We start from the raw sequence: 14,878 nt of genomic DNA, 5'->3' as shown, positions 1-14,878 counted from the left end.
TCCCTGTTTCAGGCTTGCAGCATGGGGAATTTAAGAGTGATGGTGGTCCCCATTCTTGGCTGATGCGCGCTGGAAATCACCAGACCATAGCTTTCGCCGAATAACAGCTGAAGCCGGTTTTTAATATTATTAATGCCGATACCGCCTTTCTGACGGTTTTCGTCACCGGATAAAATGTTGGCAATATCTGCACGTGACATACCGTCGCCGTTGTCGGTTACCTCAAGAATGACATCGTGCCCGTCGTCAGTCGCGCTGATGCGCAGCAGACTGGGAGTGTCTCTCGGCTCGACAACGTAATTGAAAAAGTTCTCGACCAGGGGCTGCAAAATCAGGAACGGGCAGACGACATCAAGGTATTTTTCCGGAATATCACACTCATAATCGAAGCGTTCATTCATGCGGACTTTCTGAATTGACATGTAGCAGGTGACATAATTAATTTCATGGCTTAGCGTAATCAGGCCATGATTATTTTTGCGCAGCAAATAGCGCATCATGTCGGAAAAATCATGCACCATGGTTTCTGTGCGCTGTGCATCTTCCAGATATGCCAGCCGGCCAATGGTATTTAATACGTTAAACAGAAAGTGCGGGTTAATCTGATAAGACAGGGCTTTAAATTCCGCTTCATGCAATGAACGTTCTATTTCCACTCTTTTACGCAACTCATCGGTGAGTTCGAGATCTTTGCGGTGCAGTTCCCGCTGAATATTGTTGGTATGCGCCTGTTCTACCAGATACGACGAGACATGTAATAATGTGGAGGCGGTCGATTCGAAACGATCGTAAGGCATGCGTTTAGCATCATGATGTAAGTCGATCAGCCATTCATTTTCTTTCCATATTTCGTTGTTATCGAGAATATACGGAATGGTGCGCTCTTTCTCTTCCTCGACTTTCACCTGGCCGGAAATAAACGCGCCAAGATAATGATCGTTAATCATGATCGGCACAGCGAACTCAACAAAGCCGCAGTAACAGCGGTATACCACTGGTTTTCCGGCCTCCATAGCGGCACGTCCACCGGCGTTATCACTTTCGTAGCAGTGGTTCGCCAGCGATTCATTAAGACGTGACCGGGCGCAGAAATCTGAAAACCCGCTGGCCTGTGTCACCGGAACGCCATCCTGATCGACTACCACTAAGGCAATCATCATCGATTTACTAAAATTATCCTGGAGAGTCTGAAGTCTTTTTACATCAAGAAATTCATGCAATTTATATTTGTTATTCATTATGATTACCTGCACTGGTAATTAAATACATTCACCGTATAAATATACAGGAAGGCACCTTTATGTATTTTGAAACCCGTCACAGCGGGGGCAATTTAATTAGCCAGGAATATTAATTTATATGTACTGATGTTAATTATAATTGTGAAAATCAGTCAGGTATTTACCGTTCAGACGCAACATGCTCAACGTGCTCTCCCCGCATGGATGACCACAAAGGACAATGCAGGCGGAATAAATCAGATGATGCGAAATGAATTATCACATCATCTTGTTGCGAGAGTATTTACTATTTATTTGATCTGCGAGAAGTGCCGGGAACGCCAGTGCAATTTAGGGGTCAGGAAGCATTGGGTTTGTGCGATGGGTTGTTCATTCATCAGGTCACTGATCATGCTGAAGCAGTGCATAGCCAGTTCCCCGCAGTCCTGCGCGACCGTGTCGATTTTCACGGAAAGGGAATCGTACAGATAGTGGTCGTCAAAACTGCACAGATGGATATCGCTCTCGAGCAGCTGATGCTGGCTCATATAGCGCAGAACGCCTTCCATCAGGCCGCAGGAAGCCACGAAAAGTGCTTTGGGCGGACGTCCGAGTCTTGCGCACAGTTGCGCAAACATTTCATAGCCGGAGCTTGGCTGGTAATTGCCGTAAACAATCCAGTCCGGGTTCAGGCTGACACCCGCCCGCTGCAGGCCAAGCTGATAACCCGCCAGGCGGTCACGGGTCGGGGAGATCCGCGGTTGTCCGCCAAGAAAATAAAATTCATCACGCTGGGTTTGCGCTATACGCGAGACCAGTTCTGCTGAGGATTCGATGGCTTCACAGACCACAATCGGCAGCTGCGTGTCTTGCATATGGCGGTCAAATAAGACGACAGGTAACTGCTGGCTGATTTTTACGTATTCTGCATCGCTGAGCATGCTGGATGCGACAATCAGTCCGTCGACCTGACGCTGGATCAGATTATTGACCACCATGGTTTCCTGACTGGTATTTTCATCCGTGCAGGCAATCAGCAGCTGCATGCCGTTCTCGCGACACAGCGTCTCAAGTTCGTTGGAGCAGGCAGCAAAACCATAGTTGGTCATTTCCGGGACGACCAACCCAAGTGTGAAACTGCGCGTGACATTGAGCGAACGGGCGTGAATGCTCGGCTGATAATGATGTTCAGCCGCCACGGCCAGCACCCGATCCCGGGTGGGATCGGAGATTCGAAACTTCTTGCTGTGTCCGTTGAGTACCTGGCTGGCAGTCGATTTTGAGACGCCAGCCAGTTCGGCTATGCCACTGATAGTGATGCGTTTGGTCTTTTTCACTGCGCCATATTCTGTTGTCCGGAAAGACATTTATTCTATCACGCATTCCGCCAACGACCAGTGGCGCAGCGTAATCTGATGAGAACCCCGCAAGTTCAATTGTGCCGGTAAAACAGGGAAATAGCGTGAGGACATCACCGCTTCTCCGCCATTAACGAAAATTTCAAGGCTCGACGCATCGCTTAACACCGTTAGTTTGTGCAGCGCGCCGCGCCAGATACGCTGTTCCGCCAAGCCAGTGCGTCGGTTTTTTCGCGTTAAACGCAGCCATTCTCCGTCGAAGCTGAGCGTCATGTCGCCACCTAAATCCGCGCTGAAAGCCTGCTCTGTGACGATTTCCGTCTCGGCTTTTGTGATGTCCAGTGGAGGGCAATCGTCGGCAATCCCCTGCCATGCCTGTTCATCACGACGGAGTTGTTGCAGCTCACGTGCCGGTTTTTGCATGATTTTACCCGCCACCAGCGTCAGTTCGCGCGGGCAGGTCATCGTATGCAGCCAGCCATTTTGTATTGTCGGCTGGAAAAATTCATCTCCGTCCGGTATTCCCATCCATCCAATCAGCAGGCGTCGCCCGTCATCCGTTAGCGTGGTCTGCGGCGCATAAAATTCGAACCCCAGATCCAGCTCAGTGAATTCGCCGTGCTCAAGGGTCGCATTGTCGTAATCCAGTTGCCCGACAAAATAACCCGACTGGAAAGTATTCAGATAACGGTCAGATTCCGCCGCTAAACCTTGCGGACAGCAAATCAGAATGTCGTTATCTGCCAGCCGGAATAAATCCGGGCATTCCCACATGTAGCCGAATTCGCCCAGCCCGTGTAAACCTGAACCGGCAATTTCGCCCAGAAGATCCCAGGCTGATAAATCCTCAGATCGCAGCAATAACACTTTGCCTTTGAGGCTGAGATCCTGAGCGCCCAGCACCATGTACCAGTGGTTTTCATGCCGCCAGACTTTCGGATCACGCACATGTCCGGTATAGCCTTCCGGCAGATTAAATACCGGCCCGGTTTTATCAAATTCGCCGTCTGTATTTTCGCGCGCCAGACACTGAAATGCGGTACGGCTGCCATCGGGATACTTCACGTTACCGGTATAAATCAGCGTCAGCTGACCGTTATCTGTCACGGCTGAGCCCGAATAACAGCCGTGGGATTCGTAGGCTTCTGAAGGTGCCAGCGCCAGCGGTTCATGCTGCCAGTGCAGTAAATCTGCCGAACTCCAGTGCCCCCAGAATTTAGCACCGTGCGCGCAGGCCAGCGGGTTCCATTGATAGAACAAATGGAAACGACCGTTATGCTGAATAAATCCGTTCGGGTCATTGAGCAGCCCGACCGGCGGCGCGAGATGCCAGCCGGGGCGGTAAGGGTCTGCCGCCGCTTTAACCTGACCGGCGACCACGCTGCACAGTGCTTTTTTGAGCAAACTGGTTTCCGTCATTTCTCACTCTCCGTGTTGTATTTCAGCAGCAATGACAGCAGGAATGCGCTGCCGAAGGCAATCACCAAACCGATCAGGTAGCTGAGAATCGAGCTGGCCTGCACGATAGCCAGCCCCGGAATGCCGGTCAGACCGACTGCCGTCATATTGACGTGCATCGCCACCACCCAGGCACCGCCGAGCGCACCGCCCGCCAGCGCCGCCAGGAAAGGCTTCATAAAGCGCAGGTTGATCCCGAAGATTGCTGCCTCCGTAATACCCAGCATGGCGGAAAACGCTGAAGGCACTGCGATGGCTTTAATTTTCGCATCACGCGTTTTGAAGTAAACCGCCAGACAGGCACCGCCCTGCGCGACGTTAGCCATCGACCAGATCGGCAGCAGGAAATTCACGCCGATATTTGGATTACCCAGTAAACCGGCTTCAATAGCATGGAAGCTGTGGTGAATACCGGTGATGACGATAACCGAATACAGCCCGCCAAATATCAGCCCCGCGAACCAGCCTGCATGAGTGATCAATGTACTGAGAATAAAGGAAATGCCGTCACCCAGCGCACGACCCGCCGGGCCGATAATCAGGAAAGCGATAAAGCCGGAAATGATCACGGTCAGGAAAGGCGTCAGGATCAGATCCAGCGCATCCGGAATGATTTTGCGCAGGCGTTTTTCGATGAAACTCATGAACCACACCGCCAGCAGCACCGGGAAAACCGTGCCCTGATAGCCGATCATCGCAATCTCAATACCAAAGAAATTCATGGTATGGAAACCGCTGGCGACGCCCCAGGCGTTAGTCAGCGCCGGATGGGTCAGAATGCCGCCCAGCGTAGCGCCGAGGAACGGGTTGCCGCCAAATTCCCGCGCAGCGGTGAACCCAATCAGAATTGGCAGAATGATAAACGCCGCTGAGCTGAACATATCGAGCATGATAAAAATCGCGCTCTCCGGGTTGGCCCAGCCGTAGGTTTTCACCATGCCGAGCAGCCCCATCAGCAGGCCGGATGCCACAATCGCCGGAATGATCGGCACGAAAATATTCGACAGCACGCGGGCGATGCGCTGGAACGGATTCAGCTTTTGCGCCGCAATATCCGCGGCTTCAGATTTACTGGATTCGCTGATACCGGCCACTTTAATAAATTCGGCGTAGACCTTGTTCACCAGCCCTGTACCAAAAATGATCTGAATCTGTCCGGCATTGCTGAAACAGCCTTTAACGCCTTCGACCTGTTCGATAGCACTTTTGTTGATCAGGCTGTCGTCCGCCAGCACCAGGCGCAGACGGGTGGCACAGTGTGCCGCGCTGGCAATATTCTCCTTGCCACCCAACAGCGGAAGCAATTCAGTCGCGATTGCATTGATATTCATAGAATCCCTTAGTTTTTCATTATCATTTACGCCCGGTCTGGCCGGGCGTTTTTTTTAAATCAGGCCCTGCGGTTTAGAACCAGGTTTCCATCTGGATGCCAAAGTTCCACTGTCCGCCCGCCGTGAATCCGTCAGTACCAAATGAATCTGCGGAAGAATAACTGTCGAGTTCTTTGCTCCAGTCCATATACGTGGCGAAGAAGCGGATTTCCGGACGACTCAGCATGTCGCTGATATCGCCGACCTTGAAGGTCGGTGCGAAGGTCAGTTTGTAGAAACCGCCTTTCACTTTGTTGTAATCGCTGTAACCCTGTGGATTGAGATCCATATACTGATAGCTGCCTTCAGATGCCAGTTCGAAGTTCTCGGTAATTTGCTGGATCAGGCGGGTGTTAAAGGTCAGCCATTTGTAATCATCGCCAGAGACATAACGGTCTTTGCTCTGCTGCGCCAGAACCGCCGGGGCGATACCCCAGTTTTTGCTGATCGGCGTGATGCCATAAGTTGCCAGACGCAGCGTACTCGCATCGTCAGTCAGACGTCCGTCAGAACCCAGCGCTTTCACTTCTGCGCCCAGCCCGTGCCCGTAAAGCAAGGCTGTTTTCGATGTCCCTTCGCGCAGGCCGTAGAAACTGTCGCCGTGATACGCCAGCATCGTGTGGAAGCCGGTGTCCGCGGCGGTGCTGATCCCCCGGTTGCCGGTATTTTCACGATCCTGATTATTTTTCGCACGCAGGCCGCTCAGCATCCACTGGAATGGCCCGGCATAGTTGTTGGCCGTGACAATGTAGTTTTCGATGCGGGTGTCGTCGTTATTGTCGTCTTTCAGGTCGTCAAAGTTTCTTCCGTAAAGCGAGAAGTTACTTTTAAGGTTATCGCCCCATTTGACGTCGTAGATCCCGCCGCCGGTACCCGCCAGAAAGATGATGTCGGAATCCAGCCAGTGAATGTCGAAATTATCCCGGTCAAAGCGTTTACCCGCCCACAGGGTGGAATCTTTCCAGACCCCGGTGAATGTCGGCAGCGACCCCAGTTCGACAAACGCCTGACGGATATTTAAGTCGCTGGTCGCGCCGGTCCAGTCGTTGTAGCTGCGCTGACCATCAGCCAGCATGACTTTGTAGCGGGAGGTCGCACCGCTGGCCATCGTCTGGTTGTGCTCCAGATTCAGTTCGACGTAGGTGTTATTTTCGTTACCCAGACGCCCGACTGCACCGCCTGTTTGTCCGGCCGGGGTGACGTACGGGCCACTTTCCGTTGAGGTGCCAGAATCGTTCATGATCACGCCGGAACGGGCATAACCACTGAATTTAAACCCGCTGTTATCACTGCTGTTGCTTTTGGCATTGCCGGCTAACGTTTCGGTGCGTTTAGCCACATCGGCAGTTTGCTGCTGGGTGATTTCAGCCGTCTTCGCCACCTGACGGGTTTGCTGTTCGTTGCTGGCGGTGCGTGTCTCGAGTTGTTTAACTTGCTGTTCTGCCTGCGTAGCACGGGCTTCGGCCTTAGCGGCGCGGCTTTCGGCGAGTTGTAGTCGTTTTTCCATCGCCGCAAAGCGGGCTTCAATAGCACTGGAAGAAAGATCGGCCCCCTGAGCCGCAGAAGAAAGAATAAGTCCAATAGCAACAGCAAGATAGCGAGGTTTCATCATCATTTTATCCCTTCAGAGGAAGTTTAATTATTATGGGAAAACCATTTTGCTAAATTGCTAAACTGGTTTTCCTGAGCACAATAAACACCCGTTATGTATTTACGCAACGAAGTTCGGCAGCCTTGTGCTGGATTTGTGATCTTGCTGGCAATTCCCAATGTCGTCCTGAAAATTCATTTGCTCTTGATTAGCTAAACCGGTTCTTCTATTTTATCGACAGATGATTTATCAGGATTATGAAAAGGGAATGAAGATGAATAACCGGGTTTGGGTACTTGGCGATGCCGTGGTGGATTTGATCCCTGAGCAGGATGGCCGCTTATTAAAATGTCCGGGCGGAGCACCGGCAAACGTTGCCGTCGGCATCTGTCGTCTCGGCGGCGACAGCGCTTTTATCGGACGCGTGGGTGATGACCCGTTCGGGACGTTTCTGATGAAAACCCTGGATGATGAGGGCGTCAATACAGAGTGCATGACGCCTGATCCGCATCACCGCACTTCCACGGTGGTGGTGGAAAACGACGCTGACGGCGAGCGTTCCTTCACATTTATGGTGCGTCCGGGCGCGGATTTATTCCTCCAGGCCACCGACATTCCGGTGTTTAGCGCAGGACAGTTTTTACACTTGTGTTCGATTGCCTTATCCGCAGAACCTTCCCGGGCTTCGGCTTTTCTGGCAATGGCGAAGATGAAAGCGGCGGGCGGATATGTCTGTTTTGATCCCAATATCCGGCATGACTTGTGGCCTGATGAGGAACAGCTGCGTGACAATCTTGACCGCGCCTTGTCGCTGGCGGATGTGATTAAAATATCGGAGGACGAGCTGGAATTTCTGACCGGAGAAGCGTTGTTGTCCGAGGGAATGCTGCGCCTGTGTGATCGTTATAACCCCGAAATGTTGCTGGTCACGCAGGGGAAACAGGGTGTGTCGGTCTACCGGAAGAAAAATGCCAGCCTGAAGCATTATCCGGCACCCGAAGTGCGGGCGGTGGATACTACCGGTGCAGGAGATGCCTTTGTCGCCGGGCTGCTGGCCGGACTGGCGCAACACTGGCCACTAACCTCGGACAGCGCATGGCAGCAAACCATTCATCAGGCGCTGGCGTGCGGGGCGCTTGCCACCACCGCGAGAGGCGCAATGACCGCATTGCCCGACAGCGCGACCTTAAAGGCGTTTTCCTCTCAGATCTGATCTGAATAGATTTACTCCCAGACCCTTTTTTTGTGTAGGATCAGGGGAGTCAATTTTGCCGGACCGGAGAGTTATGGCTTCGCTGAAAGAAGTAGCACAACTGGCCGCGGTGTCGCTGATGACAGTGTCCCGCGCCATTAACGAACCGCAACGGCTAAAGCCCGAGACACTGGCGCGTGTTCAGACGGCGATCAGCGCCCTGAATTATGTGCCTGATTTTTCCGCACGCAAAATGCGTGGCCGCAGTACCAAAGTCTCGACTCTGGGTGTGCTGGCGCTTGATACCGCCACCACGCCATTCTCGGTTGAACTCCTTCTCTCGATAGAACTGACGGCGCGTGAATTTGGCTGGAGCAGTTTTCTGGTCAATATCACCTCGCAGGAAGACAGTAAACGGGCGGTCAGTCAGCTGCTTTCTCAGCGCCCGGACGGCATTATCTTTACGACCATGGGGTTGCGTGAAGTAGAAATCCCGGAACGTCTGCTGGATAAAAACCTGGTGCTGGCAAACTGCCTGAGCCGCGGACACGCGCTGCCGGGTTACATTCCTGACGATTTTGAAGGGCAATATCAGGCGATGAAAGCCCTGATCAAGAAAGGTTACCAGCGTCCGCTATGCTTTTATTTACCCGATTCCATACCTGCCGGGATTTGCAGAAGGGCGGGCGCGGAAGCGGCATGGCAGGAAGCCGGATTGCCTGCACAACAACTGCGCCAGTTTCATATGGCGTCGGGTGACGAGCATTATCGCGATGTGGTGGCTTTACTTAATGAATTTACCCCGCACGATAAGCCGGATTTTGATGTGCTGGTATGCGGCAACGATCGTATTGCGTTTCTGGCCTATCAGGTATTGCTGGCGAAAGGCATCGCCATCCCGCAGCAGGTGGCGGTTCTGGGTTATGACAACATGGTCGGTATCGGTGATCTGTTCCAGCCGCCGCTGACCACTGTGCAGTTGCCGCACCGCGAGATAGGACGTGAAGCGGTATTGCATCTGATCGAACAGCGCCCGAACAGCGGAGTGATCCAGATTTCCTCCCCGCTGCTTGAGCGTGCTTCTTTGTGACGTTATTCGGTGCGCAGTGTCCAGCTATCTCCCTGACTTAACATGGCCTGTCCTTTTTCTGCAAAGAGAGAAAGGGCGCGCTTGTCCGGCTGCGGATAAATTCTGCTGCTGAGCGTTTTCTCCCCCTGATTAACAAAAACTTCCACCGATGAGCGGTCGATAAAGACACGCAATTCCAGATGATTGCCTTCCGGCAGCGCGACACTGCGGCTGTCCTGAATTCTGTATGCGGCATAATCCCGGTTCAGAAAGAGTCTTTGTGTCTGTTTGTCCACGAACAGGCAAAGACCGTCGCCGAGCGTGATGCCAAAGCGTTCTGCGTCCGAATGACTGAGATCCCATTGCAGGATAATTTCAGTCGCCTGAGCATTTTCAGCAAGTTGCTGCACGCTGCTTTTCAGCACGCAGGGCGTCAGCGGGCGATGTTCGCAGCGAAGTGTGCAGACTTCCTCTGCCGGCATCATGCGGACTTTTCCGTCACGTAACGTCAGCTCGCGGGGCAGGGTAAGGCAGCCCGCCCATCCTTCTTCTTTGGACGGCATCACCGATTCCCACATATCCATCCACGCGATAATGATCCGGCGTCCGTCAGCCGCAGTGAATGACTGCGGCGCATAGAAATCGTGCCCGTGGTCGAGTTCCATAAAGCCTTGCGTAATCTCAAAGTCGTGACCCGGCTGCCAGTGCCCGCGCAGATAACCGCTCTGGAATAAATTCTGATAATCATGGCCCTGCGTGCGGATCCCTTGCGGCGAGCACATCAGAATATTTTCATCGCCCAGCGGGAAAAAATCCGGGCATTCCCACATATAACCGTCACCGGCGTCGGCTTTGGCGAGAACGCGATCAAACGTCCAGTCGCGCAAGCTGGTGCCTTTATAAAGCAGTACTTGTCCACAATCGCTGGCGTCACGGGCACCGACGACCATCCACCAGTGACCGTCTTCCTGCCACACTTTCGGATCGCGAAAGTGCATGATATTTTCCGGCGGCGTCAGCACCACACCCTGTTTGGTAAAATGAATACCGTCCTGACTGGTTGCCAGACATTGTACTTCGCGGATGGCGCTGTCATTGCCTTCACCATTGAGCCAGACGTGGCCGGTGTATATCAGGCTCAGCGTGCCATTGTCATCGACGGCACTGCCCGAGAAGCAACCGTCGCGGTCGAATTCTTCCCCCGGAGCCAGTGCCACCGGCTGATGCTGCCATCTCACCATATCCTTGCTGGTGGCGTGCCCCCAGTGCATTGGCCCCCAGTTTTCACTGAACGGGTGGTGCTGATAAAACGCGTGATATACCCCCTGATGATAAATCAGGCCATTCGGGTCATTCATCCAGCCGGCCGGAGGGGCGAGGTGAAAGTTGGGATAAAAGGCGTTACCGCGCTGGTTTGTTGCCTGATTAAGCGCCAGTTGCGCGCGTTCAAGTTTTGTATTCATACCATCTCACTTTTATTCAGAAGCATGTTTTTGGATGCCGGGGAAGGGGGAGCCTGGCTTTTTTCGCCGGTCAGCAGGAAAACGGAAACGAGAGTGAGCACCAGAACCAGCGTCCCCATGATCATGTAAGTGTCAGCAAAGCCCAGCAGGTCATAGCCGTGACCAGCCAGTGGCGACAACACACTGGCGCAGACTTGCGTAATGAACTGGAATCCCACCAGATATAGCGTTGCGGAAAGGCGCGGGTCAAAGCGGGTGGTAATGTATTTAAACATCGCAATCAGCAGGATGGGCAGCTCAACAGCGTGCAGCAATTTCATGCAGGAAATGGTGACCGCATCCGCTGCCAGGCCTGATCCAAACACACGCAGTGCCATGATCGTCCCGCTGAGTAACAGTCCGTTTTTCGCCCCGATTTTGTTGACAACAAAAGGCGCCAGGAACATGCCGCCCGCTTCCAGAAACACCTGGAAAGAGTTAAGGAAACCGTACATCTCGTTGCCGTGGCGGACATCAGAAAACAGTGACGCGAAATACACCGGGAATTGCTGGTCGTAGACGTTGTAGACGCTGACGCCGGTAACAAAAACAATCAGCGCCCAGAATCGCGGGAGGCGGAACAGGGTCATGGCATCGCTGAGCGTCAGGGTGCTGGATTTGCCGTATTCGAGCTGGCTCAGGGCATCCGTTTTCACTTCCCGAAGTTGCCATAGCAGCAGCAGAAAAATGGCAGCCGAACAGGAAGCCATCCAGAAGTTGAGGTCGGGATTGATATTAAACAGCATCCCGGCAAAGAAGGTTGCGACGGCCCAGCCCAGTGAACCCCACATTCTGGCTTTACCGAACTCAAATCCAAGAATACGACTGACGCGCTCGGTGTAAGACTCCAGCGCACCGATCCCGGCAAAAAAAGTCGCACCGACATACAAACCGCCCGCCACAGCGCCTGATAAAATACTGATCTTCAGCAGCGGCGCAAAAACGAAAATAAAGAAAGGCCCGCTGATGAGTAACAGAAAACCCAGAAACCAGAGCAGGTTTTTACGCAACCCCAGTTTGTCCTGAATGAAACCGTACAGTGGCTGTGCACAAAGCGCGGTCAGCGCGACGGCGGAAAAAAACAAGCCTGTTTCAGTGCCTTTCAGCCCGACCTTCTGGCTCAGCCACAATGAGATAAGCGAAAAGGCGGAAGACCAGGTGTAGAAAAAGGAAAAAAGTAAACCACTCAGCAATGCGTAATGACTTCGTTGACTGTTTTTCATGGCATGTCCGGGTTTGAATCGTCACAAGGAGTCATATTGTTAACGTTAACATCTCAGTTTTCAAAGATTCATAAAGCCAGAATTATGATGTTAATCACGAATGTTAACGTTAACATTTTTGGAGTGTGATCAAAGTATCATTTTTCTTGAAGGGAATCTCTTTGTTGGGTGAGGCGAGCGGGTCAGCTAAAACAAAACGAGAAGGAGCATGGGAGGAAAAAGGGCGGGTTAAGCAGCTTCCGGGACTGAATAAAAAAGGAGGAGATATTGCTATCTCCTCCCGTGTTTTACATCAGGACATTTATGAGGCTGTCATTACAACGGGCGCTGATGGGTATAAACAGCACGAGGTTGAGTACGGCGCCCCAGCATACCCATAAAGCCCGCCAGAATGGCTTCGATCACTAACATCACAAAGGTAAACCAGCTGGCTTTCGCCGTTGCAGCAGCTGCTTTTTCAGCGGCTTCGCGGGCTTTCTGCTCTGCCTGCTGTTTCAGTTCTTCATATTTAGCACGGGCCTGCTGATAGGTTTTTTCAGCCTGGCTGACAATCTGATCGACTTCCTGATCGCTTTTTCCGGTACGGGCTTTAATGATATTTTTCAGCGCGTCACGGTCAGCTGCCTGGAATGTATCTGCATTACGACTAATTAAACCTTTAATAAAATTAGTGAGATCCGTATCGGCGGTTTGCGGATGATTACTGGTGTCAGCCGCCTGGTTTTGGGCATTGTTTACTTCACCCTCGGCTTTATTTTGCAGGTTCTCTGGTTGCAACTCCGGTTTCCCGGTCTGGCGCAGAGTGGTTTCAAGTTCATTCTGCAGACTGTCGAGATTAATATTATTTTCTCCCAGCTTGTCTTTAACCATTTGACCTACCGGTGGCGCAGCGGCAGATATTCCACTGCCTAACGTTTGTAACCCGGATCCCACAACACTGGCTGCACCGCTGACCGCATTATTGACGACCACAATCAGGAACCAGGTGCAGATTAAGGTGTTTACCCCAAACATCAATACGCCATGCAAAGCTCCCTCACGCTGAGCCAGTCGTCCGCTGGCATAGGCCCCGGCCGCAATGGAAATCAACATGCTGATGCCTGTCCAGATGGCCGCTCCTTTCCCTAATCCATCGAGCGGGTTTTGCTCTTTCAGGGGATCAATGGTACTGGCTCCGATCGCCGTCCCTAATATTGCCAGTAACAAATAAACCACCATTGAAATAATGACGCCGGCAAAAATAGCACTCCACGAAATACGTTTAAGCGGCACTCCGTTCGCAGGCTCAATCAACGTTTCGTTATAAACTTCAGTGGCAGGCCTTTGATGATCAGTCATTTGGACATCTCCATATATCGCCATATTTTTGATAGTAAGAAGGGAGCTTACCCCCTCATAATCACTGCTTATCCTGGCTAATGTCAGTGAATAATCACACGATTACATTAGCTGCCTTAATGTTAGTAAGAGAATGACGATTACACCAAAAAATAATTATTTCGCTAAATAATCAGGACGTTATTTACGACATGTCGCGCGCGTAAGTAATATCCCTGAGCATTGAGGCGAGAGGATCTCAGGAATAGAAAATTTAACCCGCTGTGTAATTACGCAGATCCGTTACATGATCTTCATTTAGAACGGGGAGCATTTAAGGCTTTGTTCAGATCCTGGATCCGTTTCATCGTTTTCATGGTTCGCGATGCAGATGCGGAAGCGACGGATAAAATCAGCATCTCAAGACACACCAGGACAGTGCCATGAAGTGGCATTCTGCCATTCTCACCCCCACGCGGCACATTGATAACGACGGTGGCTTCCCTGGTGAAAAAGGATTCCGCGGCATTTGTCAGTAATATTATCGGAATACCCAGACGTTTCGCCTCATGTACCGTTGTTTTTCCCTCACGGTGCGCACTCTTCTGCGCCATCATGATCAGCACATCTCCACGCTGCAAGCCGATCAGTTGTTCCGCCAGCGCAATTCCCGAACGGTTAAGGCAGATCGCGGGAATGCCAATGCGGGTGAACAGTCTCGCACTGTACTCGGCCAGAATGCCGGACGCATTGATACCAAACAGCGCCACCTGACGGGCACCGGCCAGTAAGGCAATGGCTTCAGAAATAGCCTGTCGGTTTGCGGGCTCTGCCAGGGCATCACAAGCGCGCTTATGGCCATCAAGTACAAAGTCCATTCCTGACGTCATATCACACGAGAGTTCGCTGACGGTGGTGATCATCTTTTCTTCAGAATTGACCGATGTCCCAAACCAGGCCTCCAGCGTTTTTTTCATATCCCGCAAGCCAGCAAAACCTAATGCCTGGACAGCACGTATTACCGTCGCATCGGAAACTTCTGTGGCGGCAGCAATCTCCATGGCCGTCGCGTCCAGCGCTGCCTCGCGATTGTTCTGGATATAAGACGCAACGGTTTGCAATCCTGGCGGGAGCGTATGAGCCCGTGCGCGATATCGTTCTCCGAAAACATCGAGCCTTTTTTTACTTCGCACATCTGCCATGGAGTTTTACTTATCCTCTTAATTTTTAATCACTTAAAAATGACATCGGGTTAACGGACTCTTACACCATCTTAGCAATGTAGTGTTTTTAGGGGGAAGGATATTTTTAATCCGGAGCACTAAAGTCTTGGAATTTTCATTCTGGGGAAGGGGTTTTGTTGTTATTTTGAATTAAATCAATATCTTAGTGTTGCCTCTGCTTTGCCAGTAAAGGCATGGCCTGACGCATCTTCATGTAGCAGAAAACTGAAAAAGACAATTTACTACTACATCAGTGCGTGATTGAATGATAATCAATTGCATTGGTGGGGCGATTTGTTGTCCCATCAGAATAAAAATAAAAGTCAGTGAACAGCCAGAAGATATAACCCATTTC

At 51.7% G+C, this 14,878-nt stretch carries 11 protein-coding genes; 2 read left to right on the top strand and 9 right to left on the bottom strand.

Annotated elements, in window-relative coordinates:
- Positions 1–8: 8 nt before the first annotated feature.
- From ACM615_RS14925 to ACM615_RS14905, 5 genes are all read right to left on the bottom strand, one after another.
- Positions 9–1,238 carry a sensor histidine kinase gene (locus ACM615_RS14925; protein WP_129638146.1) on the bottom strand — a complete coding sequence of 410 codons (1,230 nt, stop codon included), beginning with the start codon at positions 1,236–1,238 and terminating at the stop codon, positions 9–11.
- Between the two features lie 293 nt (positions 1,239–1,531).
- On the bottom strand, positions 1,532–2,587 hold the full coding sequence (locus tag ACM615_RS14920; protein WP_112289101.1) for a LacI family DNA-binding transcriptional regulator: 1,056 nt from the start codon (positions 2,585–2,587) through the stop codon (positions 1,532–1,534).
- Positions 2,588–3,997, bottom strand: a complete 1,410-nt coding sequence (locus ACM615_RS14915; protein ID WP_431012104.1) for a sucrose-6-phosphate hydrolase — start codon at positions 3,995–3,997, stop codon at positions 2,588–2,590.
- Positions 3,994–5,367: a sucrose-specific PTS transporter subunit IIBC gene (locus ACM615_RS14910; protein WP_113877716.1), complete on the bottom strand. Its 1,374-nt coding sequence runs from the start codon at positions 5,365–5,367 to the stop codon at positions 3,994–3,996. Before ACM615_RS14910 ends, ACM615_RS14915 begins: the two co-directional genes overlap by 4 nt.
- 73 nt (positions 5,368–5,440) lie before the next feature.
- On the bottom strand, positions 5,441–7,021 hold the full coding sequence (locus ACM615_RS14905) for a carbohydrate porin (protein WP_431012103.1): 1,581 nt from the start codon (positions 7,019–7,021) through the stop codon (positions 5,441–5,443).
- A 250-nt stretch (positions 7,022–7,271) separates the two neighbouring features.
- Here ACM615_RS14905 and ACM615_RS14900 point away from each other — a divergent pair, with 250 nt between their 5' ends.
- Both ACM615_RS14900 and ACM615_RS14895 read left to right on the top strand, forming a co-directional pair.
- A complete protein-coding gene (locus ACM615_RS14900; RefSeq protein WP_159281648.1) occupies positions 7,272–8,210 on the top strand; it encodes an aminoimidazole riboside kinase in 939 nt (312 codons plus the stop codon).
- A gap of 73 nt (positions 8,211–8,283) precedes the next feature.
- Positions 8,284–9,279 (top strand): LacI family DNA-binding transcriptional regulator, encoded by a 996-nt coding sequence (locus tag ACM615_RS14895; protein ID WP_431012102.1) that lies wholly within the window; start codon positions 8,284–8,286, stop codon positions 9,277–9,279.
- A 2-nt stretch (positions 9,280–9,281) separates the two neighbouring features.
- Here ACM615_RS14895 and ACM615_RS14890 read toward each other — a convergent pair whose 3' ends face one another.
- From ACM615_RS14890 to ACM615_RS14875, 4 genes are all read right to left on the bottom strand, one after another.
- A complete protein-coding gene (locus ACM615_RS14890; protein WP_431012101.1) occupies positions 9,282–10,721 on the bottom strand; it encodes a glycoside hydrolase family 32 protein in 1,440 nt (479 codons plus the stop codon).
- Complete coding sequence (locus ACM615_RS14885; protein WP_431012100.1) at positions 10,718–11,983, bottom strand: MFS transporter; 1,266 nt, start codon at positions 11,981–11,983, stop codon at positions 10,718–10,720. Before ACM615_RS14885 ends, ACM615_RS14890 begins: the two co-directional genes overlap by 4 nt.
- Before the next feature lie 315 nt (positions 11,984–12,298).
- Positions 12,299–13,321, bottom strand: coding sequence for a hypothetical protein (locus ACM615_RS14880; RefSeq protein WP_232829894.1), 1,023 nt, complete (start codon positions 13,319–13,321; stop codon positions 12,299–12,301).
- A 293-nt stretch (positions 13,322–13,614) separates the two neighbouring features.
- Positions 13,615–14,502 (bottom strand): MurR/RpiR family transcriptional regulator, encoded by an 888-nt coding sequence (locus ACM615_RS14875; RefSeq protein WP_129638153.1) that lies wholly within the window; start codon positions 14,500–14,502, stop codon positions 13,615–13,617.
- Between the last annotated feature and the right edge of the window lie 376 nt (positions 14,503–14,878).

The sequence above is a fragment of the Rahnella sp. PAMC25617 genome, assembly GCF_050606005.1.
GTDB classification, from domain to species: domain Bacteria; phylum Pseudomonadota; class Gammaproteobacteria; order Enterobacterales; family Enterobacteriaceae; genus Rahnella; species Rahnella variigena.
Note: the sequence above shows the minus strand (reverse complement) of the source record. Positions and strands in the feature narration are given on the sequence as shown.

What these genes read in the sequence shown, in the direction of transcription:
- ACM615_RS14925 (WP_129638146.1), bottom strand. Translation starts at nt 1,238, where the DNA reads ATGAATAACAAATATAAATTGCATGAATTTCTTGATGTAAAAAGACTT.
- ACM615_RS14920 (WP_112289101.1), bottom strand. Translation starts at nt 2,587, where the DNA reads ATGTCTTTCCGGACAACAGAATATGGCGCAGTGAAAAAGACCAAACGC.
- ACM615_RS14915 (WP_431012104.1), bottom strand. Translation starts at nt 3,997, where the DNA reads ATGACGGAAACCAGTTTGCTCAAAAAAGCACTGTGCAGCGTGGTCGCC.
- ACM615_RS14910 (WP_113877716.1), bottom strand. Translation starts at nt 5,367, where the DNA reads ATGAATATCAATGCAATCGCGACTGAATTGCTTCCGCTGTTGGGTGGC.
- ACM615_RS14905 (WP_431012103.1), bottom strand. Translation starts at nt 7,021, where the DNA reads ATGATGATGAAACCTCGCTATCTTGCTGTTGCTATTGGACTTATTCTT.
- ACM615_RS14900 (WP_159281648.1), top strand. Translation starts at nt 7,272, where the DNA reads ATGAATAACCGGGTTTGGGTACTTGGCGATGCCGTGGTGGATTTGATC.
- ACM615_RS14895 (WP_431012102.1), top strand. Translation starts at nt 8,284, where the DNA reads ATGGCTTCGCTGAAAGAAGTAGCACAACTGGCCGCGGTGTCGCTGATG.
- ACM615_RS14890 (WP_431012101.1), bottom strand. Translation starts at nt 10,721, where the DNA reads ATGAATACAAAACTTGAACGCGCGCAACTGGCGCTTAATCAGGCAACA.
- ACM615_RS14885 (WP_431012100.1), bottom strand. Translation starts at nt 11,983, where the DNA reads ATGAAAAACAGTCAACGAAGTCATTACGCATTGCTGAGTGGTTTACTT.
- ACM615_RS14880 (WP_232829894.1), bottom strand. Translation starts at nt 13,321, where the DNA reads ATGACTGATCATCAAAGGCCTGCCACTGAAGTTTATAACGAAACGTTG.
- ACM615_RS14875 (WP_129638153.1), bottom strand. Translation starts at nt 14,502, where the DNA reads ATGGCAGATGTGCGAAGTAAAAAAAGGCTCGATGTTTTCGGAGAACGA.